This is a genomic window from Mesobacillus sp. (assembly GCF_047739415.1).
Taxonomy (GTDB): Bacteria; Bacillota; Bacilli; order Bacillales; family Cytobacillaceae; genus Mesobacillus.
This window is the reverse complement of the sequence record NZ_JBIQOE010000122.1, coordinates 1-12,617: the sequence shown is the minus strand read 5'-3', so window position 1 is coordinate 12,617 and position 12,617 is coordinate 1. Positions and strand designations below refer to the sequence as shown.

At 41.5% G+C, this 12,617-nt stretch carries 10 protein-coding genes; 2 read left to right on the top strand and 8 right to left on the bottom strand.

Going from position 1 to position 12,617, the window contains the following annotated elements:
- Positions 1–292 precede the first annotated feature (292 nt).
- Both ACH0QE_RS09820 and ACH0QE_RS09815 read left to right on the top strand, forming a co-directional pair.
- Positions 293–1,057, top strand: a complete 765-nt coding sequence (locus tag ACH0QE_RS09820; RefSeq protein WP_415800517.1) for an NERD domain-containing protein — start codon at positions 293–295, stop codon at positions 1,055–1,057.
- Positions 1,058–1,130: 73 nt separating this feature from the next.
- A complete protein-coding gene (locus ACH0QE_RS09815; RefSeq protein WP_415800516.1) occupies positions 1,131–1,649 on the top strand; it encodes an NUDIX hydrolase in 519 nt (172 codons plus the stop codon).
- 43 nt (positions 1,650–1,692) lie between these two features.
- Here ACH0QE_RS09815 and ACH0QE_RS09810 read toward each other — a convergent pair whose 3' ends face one another.
- From ACH0QE_RS09810 to ACH0QE_RS09775, 8 genes are all read right to left on the bottom strand, one after another.
- A complete protein-coding gene (locus tag ACH0QE_RS09810) occupies positions 1,693–3,003 on the bottom strand; it encodes a hypothetical protein (RefSeq protein ID WP_415800515.1) in 1,311 nt (436 codons plus the stop codon).
- A 26-nt stretch (positions 3,004–3,029) separates the two neighbouring features.
- Positions 3,030–4,274 (bottom strand): M20 family metallo-hydrolase, encoded by a 1,245-nt coding sequence (locus ACH0QE_RS09805; protein ID WP_415800513.1) that lies wholly within the window; start codon positions 4,272–4,274, stop codon positions 3,030–3,032.
- A 67-nt stretch (positions 4,275–4,341) separates the two neighbouring features.
- A complete protein-coding gene (locus tag ACH0QE_RS09800; RefSeq protein ID WP_415800512.1) occupies positions 4,342–5,616 on the bottom strand; it encodes a M20 family metallo-hydrolase in 1,275 nt (424 codons plus the stop codon).
- A gap of 25 nt (positions 5,617–5,641) precedes the next feature.
- Positions 5,642–7,162, bottom strand: coding sequence for an AbgT family transporter (locus ACH0QE_RS09795; protein WP_415800511.1), 1,521 nt, complete (start codon positions 7,160–7,162; stop codon positions 5,642–5,644).
- 21 nt (positions 7,163–7,183) lie between these two features.
- Complete coding sequence (locus tag ACH0QE_RS09790; protein ID WP_415800510.1) at positions 7,184–8,611, bottom strand: M20 family metallopeptidase; 1,428 nt, start codon at positions 8,609–8,611, stop codon at positions 7,184–7,186.
- A 37-nt stretch (positions 8,612–8,648) separates the two neighbouring features.
- A complete protein-coding gene (locus ACH0QE_RS09785) occupies positions 8,649–9,947 on the bottom strand; it encodes an amidohydrolase (RefSeq protein ID WP_415800509.1) in 1,299 nt (432 codons plus the stop codon).
- A 420-nt stretch (positions 9,948–10,367) separates the two neighbouring features.
- Positions 10,368–10,973 (bottom strand): FMN-binding negative transcriptional regulator, encoded by a 606-nt coding sequence (locus ACH0QE_RS09780; RefSeq protein ID WP_415800508.1) that lies wholly within the window; start codon positions 10,971–10,973, stop codon positions 10,368–10,370.
- Positions 10,974–11,237: 264 nt separating this feature from the next.
- The gene (locus ACH0QE_RS09775; RefSeq protein WP_415800507.1) at positions 11,238–12,311 is read right to left on the bottom strand and encodes a serine hydrolase domain-containing protein; all 1,074 of its coding nucleotides are present in this window, start codon (positions 12,309–12,311) and stop codon (positions 11,238–11,240) included.
- Between the last annotated feature and the right edge of the window lie 306 nt (positions 12,312–12,617).

The window sequence follows — 12,617 nt, the reverse complement described above, 5'->3', positions numbered from 1 at the left end:
TAATGAGTAATATATCCGTTGTGCGGTCCTGCCTTTCATTTTGCACAAACAATCTCACCTCTTATTCTTATCCATTACTTCTCACGACGGAACAAAAAGCACCTCTTTTAAAAATTCCTATATTTTTCCTATAAAAGAAGTTCGACATACTTTGCAACATTCCTTCTTGCTAAAGATGCTGCTTCAAGGATTTAGTCCATTATGAAGCATTCGTTAACTTACTAGGATATTAATTACGTAAAATATGGTAATCTATTATTGGAAATATTTCACTATGAAAGGTAGATCATTAATGGAAGCTTATTTTTTTCCCGTATTGATGTTAATCATTGTAATGATTTTAAACCGCAATTTTGCAAGTATCAAAGGCTGGATTGGAGAAAAGCGTGTGGCCAATATTCTCTCTTCCTTAGATTCTCAAGACTTCACCCTCATGAACGACCTCTATCTACCGAAAGAAAATGGACAAACTACTCAGATTGACCATCTATTAATTTCCCCTAAAGGTATATTCGTTATTGAGACAAAAAACTATAAAGGCTGGATTACCGGATCTGAACATGGCCAGTATTGGAATCAGACAAACTACAAACGGAAAGATAAATTATACAACCCTATTTGGCAGAATTCAGGCCATATAAAAGCCCTTCAGGCACAATTAGGTGAAATGGCAGCAGAAATACCCATCCACTCAGTGATCGTTTTCGGAAAAGAAGCAACACTGAAATTCAAAGAACCGTTCAAGAACGCCCATGTCATCAAAAACAACGAGCTTCTGGCTACAATCTATAAAATCCAGGTCACACAGGAAGTATCCTTTTTTAAACGCGGTAAAGTGAAGCAATTACTCGCCCCATTTCTCATCCAGGATAAGAAACAAAAGAAAGAAATAAAGAAAAAGCATGTCTCCGATATTAAAAATGAACTAAAACAAAAGAAAGTAATGGTGACAGAAAACGTATGCCCACGCTGTGGAAGTCCTCTTGTTTCCAGAACAGGTAAAAAAGGAAAGTTCAAAGGCTGCAGCAGTTTCCCAAAATGCAGATTCATAGCATAAGAGCTGTTCAATGGTAAGGAAAAATAGCTAGTGTGTTACATAGGCCTCTTATTAATATGAAAAGGTGAAAAACATGAATTTCAATATGATAATTGAAGATCCGATACTATCAAACGTTGAGATAACCATAGAGAGAATAGCAATCAGAGCAATCATAATGGCCAATAATCGTATTCTGTTAGTTCAATCCAGTAGAGGAGACTTTAAATTTCCCGGAGGCGGACTAGAGGAAAACGAAAGCCATGAGGAATGTCTAGTACGAGAAGTGAGAGAAGAAACCGGCTATATAAATTGCATAGTCAACCAAAAAGTTGGCACAGTCACTGAACGGAAAATAGACGGGTATATCGATAATGCACTATTTCATATGACATCGCACTATTATCTATGTAATTTGGCAACCGAAGATAAAACGGCCCAACAATTGGATGGTTACGAAGCTGAACTGAATTTCACACCCAAATGGGTTACCCTGGAGGAAGCCATTAAACAAAATGAAAGCTTGATAGAAAGATGTGAGCAAAATGGCTGGTTGAAGCGTGAGACATTTGTTTTAAAACAACTAAATGAAAGAAGTAAAATAATAAAATAAAACCAGACAAGATCAATTTTCATCGAGCTTGTCTTGGTTTTAACTAAAATAGCAACTCATAAACTTTTCGTGGCCGCCCTCGTTGTCCGGGTTGTTCTTCTCCGGTTACTTTTGCTAAACCGAGGCGTTCGAGTTCAACCATGATTCTTCTTGAATTTCGTTCGGTTCTTTTCAGCCATCTAGAAATTTCCTGGGCTGTCACGATATTTTTTTTATGATGTCTTGAAAGATATTCAATCTTACTCACGACCGCGGGACTAATTTTTGCTTCTTTAAAACGGTCTTCCCATTCTTCTCCCCATTTTCGCTGCTGATAGGATATATTTGGTTCCCCATTTTCTGACTGGTGCTCGTTAATCTGTTTGTTTTCATCGACACTGACGACCTTTGGGATCTGTTGTTCTCTGGCATATTGCAGTGCCAGACGGACATTTTGCTCTGCGTCATAAGCAGTCAAACCGTAACCTATTCCTATTCTGAGCTTTAGCTTGCTGTGGATTTGTGCTTCTTCTATCAGTGAATACATCGCGAACTCCTGAAAATGCATATCCATCTCGCCTCTGGTCGTATAGATAAAGAACAGGCCGTCCCCAATCTGTACGAATGAGCCTTGGACTTTTTCAGCATGATCAAGCATGACTTGCTTGATCTCCAGTTCACGACGTTTCATTTCATAGGTGAAATATTGCTGATCCAATGAATTTGCAGAATGAATCACTTCCATGCCTATGATTGCGATCTGGGACCTTTTATACCAATTGGATTGGCCTCTTTCTATTAAGTTTTGCAGTACAAGCTTAATGGCGACAGGGGAAGGAACGACTTTGTAACAAGGAATCCCTAATTCATTTAGCCGGTCATGGACTTCCTGTACACAGGTAAAAGCAACCTCAATTTTTCCTTCATCATAAAGTTTTTTGTGGAAGGAGATGATTTCCTCAGCTGGTTTGTATTCGTCGTAGGAAAAAGAATGGATGTTAATATCCCCCAAATAATATGTACTGGCCAATGTATCCAGTTCTGATTGCTTGATTGTATCCAGACTGGCAGTTCGTATTACCCCTTCTCTTAAATGAGCTCCAAGGAGGGTTCCAAGCAAACTTGAACCGTATAATGGGGGATAGTGAGAATGCTCTTCCCTGATTAGCCCTTTAGAGCGTGCATAATAGTATGGGGCCTGCCCGGAGAAAAACCAAAAATCTACTTTTTCTTGATATTCACGGATGATAGCTTCCGTCTCCTTTGTTTCTTTATATATATATGGAATCATTTCAAGGTCACTATGCTCTTGCCCCAAAGCAAGAATGTGCCCGACGGAGTCCCTTGGCCCCACTACCCCGACGCGGATTTTCATTATTTCCACCTACTTTTTCTCTTCAGCTATTGACCTGTTTCATTCTTAAGATACTGCGAGATGATTTCTGTGCCCATGTGGAGATCATCAAGTGAGGCGAATTCTTCAGGATGGTGACTAAGGCCGTTTCGGCATCTTATAAAAATCAGGCCAGATGGCCATTTGGCTGCCATATTCATTACATCGTGACCCGCACCGCTTTCCAGAATCCTAGCTTTATAGCCTAAAGATTCACCAGCTTCCTGCAATTTCCCTCTAACTTTTGCATCCAATTGGACTGATGGATTATTTACTAGAGTTGTCAGTTCCATTTTAACACCAAATGACTGTTCAAGCTGTATGCATTTATCGGTTATAAGTTCTTTCATTTTATCTTTTAACTGATCGTCCACACTGCGGATATCCACACCAAGTTCAACGATTCCGGGGATTACATTCATAGCATTGGGTTTCAGCTCAATGGTGCTGACAGTAGCTACAATCGGGAATTCACTTGCACCCGATAGAGATTCAGCTGCTTCAGAGATAAATTGGATTAAAGGAGCTGCCACGACAAGTGCATCTTTTCTCTTGCCCATTGGCGTCGTACCCGTATGCCCCATTTGCCCGGTAATTTTCACCTTTAAACGGATTGGACAAGCGATTGCTGTAACGACACCGAATTCAGCGGAGTGATCCTCAATCCTGGTTCCCTGTTCGATGTGTAGTTCGATAAAGCTTTTTAATTCAGACTCTGTCCGTCGTGCCTTGTCAATTTTATCCCAATTAAGCCCCATGTTCTCCACAGCCTGGCGGATTGTGATGCCATGCTCATCCTTTATGCTCTCAAGTTCCTCCTTGTTCAATAATCCGCTCATCGCTTTGCTGCCGATTGTCGAGACACCGAAGCGCGATGATTCTTCGGAAGCAAAGCAGATCACTTCGATAGGGCAAATCGGCTGGAAGCCTTCTTCTTTCAGTTTTTTAATCGCGGCAAGACCGCAAAGAACACCTGCGACTCCGTCATATCCCCCGCCGCCTTTAACGGTATCTAGATGTGAGCCGACTGCAATTGCAGGCAAGGATTCTATCCTGTCTGGTTCCCATCTGGCAATGGCGTTCCCCGCCTCATCCCTATGTACTTTTAAGCCCAAATTTTCAGCGATCATAACAAAAACATCTATCGATTTCCACTCCTCTTCTGTATAGCCCAATCGACAAAAACCCTCCGGACGCTCCATTGTTTTTGTTAAGTTCAAATCACACAGATGCTTTTCAAGCCAATCCTTCATGGCCATTTCTCCCTTCAGATGATTATAGATTGAAAATGAGGCAGATGCCTCTGCCTCACTCCACAACTTAATTTAGCTTTTTAATGGATTCAAATAAAACATGAACAGCCGACAGCAAGGTTTTCTCGTTTATATCAAACTTCTCATTATGATGACCGGCTGCAAGCTCGGTTCCGAAAATACAGTATGTTGCCTGCCCTCCGTTTTTTTGAACTCTTTCCAGGAAGAAGGTTGCATCTTCAGATCCAGCAGGTGAGCTATCTTCTAGTATACTTTCTTTAATAAATGGTAATTCTTCGGCACAAGCATGTAATACACCTGCAAGTTCTCTGGATCCCTCGGCGCTGATTGCTTCTCCTACCGTCTGAATCTCGTATTCTACTCCATACATATGAGCGGAACCTGCTATTACTGCTTCTGCCTGTGATTTAACAAACTCATTGATCTTAGTGTTTTCCCCTCGCGTTTCAACTTTTAAAAATGCACGGTCAGCAATGATATTCCGCCCACTTCCTGCATGAAGTTCACCGACATTGATTCTTGTGGCACCTTCTGAATGGCGAGGAATGGCATAAATATTAAGCGACGCGGACGCAGCTGCCAGCAAAGCGTTTTTCCCTTGTTCCGGATTTCCACCCGCATGGGAAGCTACTCCCTTAAAAGTAATGTCAAGCTTTGAGGTTGCCAGGAATCCATTCTTTGAAGCGACAAAATGACCATCCGGGACCCCTGTGCCTACATGGGTTGCGATAAAATAATCAACATCATCGACTACATTCGCTTCGACCATCGACCGGGCTCCGCGGGTTCCCTCCTCTGCCGGCTGGAAAATCAATTTTATTTTCCCTTTGAGACTGTCCTTATTCTCAGCAATCAAGGTTGCGAGTCCCAGTCCGATTGTTGTGTGGGCGTCATGGCCGCAGGCATGCATCTTATTTGGAAGAGTGGACCTGAACCCTTCGCTTTCTGGGAAGTGACTGTCCGCCTGTGATTCATTAATGTCGAGAGCATCCATATCGATGCGGAAAGCGATGGTTGGGCCATCTTTTTTCGTGTCCCATGTGGCGACAATCCCTGTATAACCCTCAGAAAAAGGCTCGATATATTCTTTTTTGGCCCCGTTCTGGAGTGCCCATTGATAATGTGCCTCCGTTTCCTCTTTTTCAGGCTTCCCCATACAATGGTCAGGAGACATGACATCTTTTCCTACTTTTAGTTGGAAGCCAAGATCGTCAAGAACCGAGGCTACAATGGAAGCTGTCCGCATTTCCAAAAATCCAGTTTCAGGATAACGATGGAAATCCCTGCGCCAGTCTATTAATTTATCTTCTATATTGCTCATTACGTATTCACATCCTATTATTCAATTAAAGATATGGAGTAATTCCAGGACCAAACGGAATATTCAGGAAGAAGAAGATCAATATCAAGATAATCCATGTCAATAGGAACAACACTGAATAAGGAAGCATTAAGGCTATAAACGTTCCAATACCGGCTTTTTTATCATACTTCTGCATGAAGGACAGGACGATGACCATATATGGCATTAATGGCGTAACGATGTTTGTTGAAGAATCCGCAATACGGTAAGCAACCTGTGTAAACGCAGGGTGATAACCAAGCTGCATGAACATCGGAACGAATACAGGAGCTTCCAGAGCCCATTTTGCAGAACCCGAAGTGATAAGGAAATTTAATGCCGCTGTAAAGAAAATATAGCCAATAATCAAGCCGATTCCTGTAAACTCGATATCTTTTAGGAATTCCGCTCCGTTGACTGCAACCCATGTAGCAATATTGGACCAGCTAAAATAAGCAATGAACTGTGAAATTGCGAATATTAAGACAATATAAGATGAAAGATCTTTCATCGCTTCAGCCATGAAGTTGGCAACATCTTTACTGCTCTTTATATTTCCAACGGTAACGCCATACACTGAACCAATAATGATAAAGAAGAACAGAATAATCGGGATAATACCGTCAAGGAATGGTGATGGAACCAATCCGCCATCCTCATTTGTCAATGGACTGTTCGGCAGCAGGATCGCAGCTAAAATAATCGCGATATATGCTCCGCCAGCAATAGCCGCATTACGTAAGGCCTTTCCTGCTTTAGGAGGATCTTCCGTTAACGCTTCCTCAACCGCTTCCCCTTTATATTTTCCAAGGCGTGGTTCAATGAACTTTGTTGTAACAAGCCCGCCAACAATGGTAAGCACAAACACGGATACAATATTGAAGTACCAGTTATCGACTGGTGTTACGACCATACTCTCATCAATAATTTGTGCCGCTTCAGTTGAAATACCAGCAAGCAAGGCATCTGTACCTGCAATCATCAAGTTTGCTGTAAAACCGGCACCCGCAGCAGCATATCCCGCAGCGAGGCCGGCAATTGGATTTCGTCCAACTTTGTAGAAAACCATTGCAGCCAGCGGCGGAATCAGAACCATCGCTGCATCAGAAGCGATATTCCCCATGATACCGACAAAAACAACTGTGTACGTAATCAGTGCGGGAGGTGCTTTCAGGATGGTTTTCTTGATCGCATAATCAAGCATGCCGACTTTTTCAGCAAGGCCAATACCAAGCATCATAGATAAAACCAAACCAAGAGGCGCAAATCCAGTAAAGTTATCAAGCATTGACGTCAAAATGTACTGAAGACCTTCGGCTGAAGCCAGGTTCTTTACTGCCAGTTCCTCTCCTGTGCCAGGGTGTGTAACTGTAGCTCCAAATGCACTAAAAATAGCAGATGCAACGATGACCAGTAATGCCAAAACTGTAAACAATATAAATGGATCCGGGAGCTTGTTCCCGACTTTTTCAATTCCGTTCAGGAATCGCTGGGCAAACCCTGCTTTCTTCTTCTCTGTAACCATGTTATCGCCTCGCTTTTTAGTTTATTTTAATGTTGATGGGTTAACATCTTTTGGTATTGGACATGTATATGCATTGGCTTTCCGGAACTCATTGAATTCATCTTTAACAGCCTTCAATTTATCCTCGTCCTCAAACAGCTGCAATGCTGTCAATGCCATGGATTCTGCTGCCCGAAGCATCCCTTTATGTGCAAAGCTGCTTATTCCCTGAGTGGTCATTTGCCAGGTGTGCAGCGGAGTGCCCAATGCTGAAGTGGCTGCTGTCAATTGGGCAGTGGGAACAACCCAGCTCACATCGGAAACATCTGTTGAGCCTGCAAGGACTTCATTCGAAGCTATATAAGGCGAGATGCTATCCGAGAGGTACTTCCCTTCGAATTCACTTCCATTCCCCGAATATCCAAACCCTTTCATAAGATTTAAATAGTTCTCTTTTTCCCCGTCTGACAAGGTGGACCAAAGTTCTCTGGCATAAGTGATTTCATCATTCGTTGGTTCTTCAGTTCCAGCTTCCAAAAGGCTGTCATGGAGAATTTTTTCAAGACTTCGGTTAGGTATATAGTTTGAGCAAGCTTTATCAAATCCGATGGAAAGTTCGGTTTCTGTCATTAAAGCTGCGCCTTCGGCAATCTTACAGACACGTTTGTAAATCGCATCCACCTGCTGGACTCTAGGTGCGCGGATCAGATACAGAACTTCAGCATCAGCCTGTACCACATTGGGTGAAATCCCCCCAGTGTTAGTGACGGCGTAATGGATTCTTGCTTCTGGTACGATGTGTTCTCTTAAATAATTGGCTCCTACATTCATCAGCTCAACAGCATCAAGCGCGCTGCGGCCCAGATGCGGTGAGTTCGCAGCATGTGAGGATACACCTTTAAATCTGAAATACACCTGATAGTTTGCTAGACTGGAAAGACTCATGATGGCATTTGCAGGAGAAGGGTGCCATGTTAACGCGGCATCTACCTCATTAAACACTCCTTCCCTTACCATAAAGGTCTTCCCTGATCCGCCCTCTTCGCCAGGACAACCGAAGAATTTCACCGTACCAGGCAGGTTATTCTCTTCCAGGTATTTTTTTGCTGCGCATGCAGCAGCAAATGCACCGGTACCCAGAAGATTGTGGCCGCAGCCATGGCCGACATTCAATTCCGTTGGCTCTGAATTTGTTTTGTTTGGCTCCTGCCCCAATCCGGAAAGTGCATCGAATTCTCCAAGGAACCCGATTACCGGGTAACCGCTTCCAAAAGTTGCAACGAATGCAGTTCCTATATTCCCTGCATTCCTTTCTACTGAAAAACCGGCCTTTTCACATTCGGTTGCTAGATACTCCGCTGACTCGAACTCTTCAAATCTAGTTTCAGGATGATGAAAAACGTACTCACTGATTCTCTCAAAAGTGTCTTTGTTTTCAGCTAGATATGTTTTTACAAAGTTGTTCTTCATGTCTCCTCCTTTAAAAATTAGAATGAAAGTCTATCAATCAATTGATTCCAGATCCGCCATCTATTATAGAGATGAAGGCATCGACCGCAACCAGCAAAACCTCTTCCTGAAAATCGAACTCAGGATGATGATGTGGATGGTCAAGCTTGGTTCCAAACAACATATAAGTTGCCTGGCCATCGTGCTTTTGAACCCTGTTCATCATAAGGCTGACATCTTCAGAACCTGAAACAGTCACAGAGGGCAATACCTCTTTCACATATTCACTTGTCTTACACCAATCCGTGATTTTCGGGATAAGCTCATCATTGCAGACAACCACCTCGGTCAGGCCAACAGGTTCAACCGTACAGGAAACATCGTGCATATCGGCTGCAGCCTGGAGAATCCGCGTCGCTTTTTCAGCCATGTATTCGGCAATCTCAACTGTTTCTCCACGGACTTCGATTTCCATATAACTATTTTCCGGAATGATATTTCTTCCGCTTCCCGCAACCAATCTACCTACATTCACACGGGTCACGCCATCATGGTGGCGTGGAATCGCATATAAATTATTTGCCGCAGTAGTTGCTGCCAGCAGCGCATTTTTCCCAAGCTCGGGATTCATCCCCGCATGGGAAGAAACACCCTTAAAATAGGCATTATATTTCGTTGAAGCAAGGAATCCAGGCGTGGTGGCTGCAATAGTCCCAACTGGCAGGGAGTGTATGCCGATGTGCCCCGAATAAAAATAGTCAACATCATCAAGCCAGCCTTTCGCTACCATAGCCCTTGCCCCGCGGCCACCCTCTTCAGCTGGCTGGAAAAGCAGCGTGAATCGGCCTTTCAAGCGATCAGTATGCGCTGCAATATAATGGGCGACGCCGAGACCAATACTGGTGTGTCCGTCATGGCCACATGCATGCATTACGTTCTGTTCCCTGGATACGAATTGATGTTTTGCCGGTAAATGCTTCGGATCCATCGATTCATTAATCGGCAAAGCATCAATATCAAAGCGGAAACCAACATGGTCCCATTCTCTCCCTGTATCCCACACAGCCACCAGCCCAGTGTTACCACCGAGCATTTTATCCAGCCAGGACTCCTCAACTCCCCATTCAAGAGCCTTTAACTCATGCGCCATCAATTCACTTTCCGGTGGGACTCCCATACGAGAACCATCGTCCAGGGCTTCTTTACCGACAAACAACTTAAAACCCAAGGCCTCAAGTTCCTTCCCAATTCTGTAAGTCGTGATGTACTCCATAAACCCTAACTCCGGCAAGGCATGCAAGGAGCGTCGCCATTCATTTAATTTCGGAGCAAAGTCTTTTACGAAATTACTCTTCATAGTTGTCTCTCCTCTCTGTATCAAAAATATTATGTATGAACCGGAAATTTTAGACTACAAACGGAAAATTGCCATAAATATTTATGTTATTACGGAAATTTTCCGTTTAACTACCTTAAATGCTATTATACACAAATATTTAGAAAATTCAATTTTGAATTTAATTTATTGATAAATTAAAAGATATCCGCAGAAGCAAATCTGCTTCTGCGGGTATCAAATAATAATCTAATAGCATTAGGACTGCTCATTCTAAAAGACTATATACAATCAAATCCTCATAATGATCGTATAAAAATTGCCCCGCCCGTTTGATTCCTTCCTTTTTGATTGTTTTTCTTCCTATTGGGATCCACTAGTTCCTTAAACAAATAGGCTATACCAGTAAAAATGAACCCAAAAACAACTAGGTCATAAATATCACAAGTTTTCCTTCATTAGGTAGGCTACTTGTAAATCATTTTGATCAGAAGATCTTGCTAAATGCTCAATAATTAACTCTTGCCTTTCTACTGGATGGTTTTGACTCAATTTAGCCTTCGCCTCAATTTTATTAATGGTAATCTTAAACGCAACAATCCCTTTACTCATTCCTTCAACATATCTGCTTTCTACATTTTTCAAATTGTATGGACTATCTGGCTTTTCATATTTATTTACCATCTCATTCAAAGAATCAAAGATTACTTTTTCATCTTCAATTATGTCCACCTTTCCGTATAAATGGATGGATACGTAATTCCAGGTAGGTACAGCATCTTTTATTTCATACCAGGAAGGTGAAATATAACAATGAGGACCCTGGAAAACCACAAGAACTGTTTGATTCCCTATATCCTTCCACTGTCCATTAGGGCGAGCAAAATGGCCATATAATGCATTTTCATCTTTCTTTAGGATCAATGGCAGCTGAGTAGCATAAGGTTCTCCCATATGTGTCGAGTACAAGGTTGCAAAACTATACTTTTCAATAAACTCATAAATTTGATCTTCATCATCGATTTTAAAATGTTTGGGTATATACATTAAATGTTCCCCCTTTAAGTGTATTGATTATCCTCACCTTAAAAGTAGTTTTGTTTTATTGTATCGTATAGGAAGCATAAGGTACGTCCCTTCGCTTCAACAAAAATATGCACAGGTTCGTCCCTATACTTCCATTAGCAACATAAAAGATTCTAGTGAGAACAATGAAAAAAAGGTAATGCGCATGAAATGCATTCCCTTTCCTTATTTCACTGTTCTTCATTTTTCATAAACTTTAAATATCACTATTCCAAAACTCCAACCTTAAATTAACCTCTGCCAATTAAAAAATCTTTTCCCAAAAATAATGGATGCAATCTCGCGCGAAATCGTGCCTAATTTCGTCTTCCCTTGATTGTTAGTCAAAATAATAATGGTAAGATCCTCGTCAATAAATCGAGCGAACTCAGCTTTGTGTCCTGCAAGCCCACCAGCATGCTGAATCATTTTATGATCAAAACTAATCTTATTGTCTATAACATGCCACCCGTATCCATAATTAGCGACCCCTAAAGGAGCACTCTTCATGTATCCCGTCTGCATTTTGTCTGTTGCCTCTTCACTTAGTAACACGTGATTGTTTATGGCTTGATTGTATCTCTTCATGTCGCTGACAGTACTAGTAACATCGCCTGCTGCAAATGTTAAGCTGTCGTGGAAGGACCTTGTTGGTTTTTCCATATTTTCATATCCATCTGCATAATCAGTAGTACTATTCAAGAAGCCACTGCTATTCATATTGGCTTTTTCAAAAATATTTTCTTTTACATATTCCTGATAGGTTTGTCCAGAAACGCTTTCAATGATAGATCCTAAAAGAAGATAATTGGAATTAGAATAAGCATATTTTTCGCCTGGTTTAAATTCCAATTCTTCTTGTTTAATCTGATCAATGATTTCAACCGGTGAATGTTCGTTTTTATTGTCAACCACTTTTAACAGCTCTGGGATCCCTGAACTATGAGTAAGTAAGTGATGAAGCGTAATTTCATCCCCGTTCGGAAAACCCTGAACATAATCTGATAATGGCTGATCGATCGATAGTTTCCCATCTTCTTCTAGTTGAAGAATGCTAATTGCCGTAAATGATTTAGTAAGGGATCCAATCGGAAATACGGTGTCTGTGGTGTTTTTAAAATTTTCTTCTTTGTTTGCAAATCCGTAAGCCTTTTGAAAAAGGATTTCATCGCCTTTTGCTACAAGAATAGCTCCGTTTAAATTCACATCTGCTGCTTTTTGATCGATGAATTCTTCTAAGTTAGAATGAGAAGTGCTCCAAAATAAATAAAAGCATAAACCAAAAAATAACGCTGCTGCTACCTTCAAAAAAACCTTCACACATACTCCCCCTAAAAAATCAAAAATTTACAGATAAGGCGTCTGGAAATAATTCATTCTGTCCTCAATCCTATGCTTTCTAACGCATTCCCATTCTTTCTGTCTAGTTCTATTATACCAGCACGGTGGAATATTACGGTAAAAATCTGCAAGGAAACAAGGTACTTTAGCCATCACAATAAAGACACAAAAACCACCTAACCACCCTGTCCTTCCCACCTACCTTATCTGTATAAAGACAATGAAAGGGCGGTGCAATAAAATGACGATTAATTATAAAACTATTAATCTTTCTGAATCTAAAAC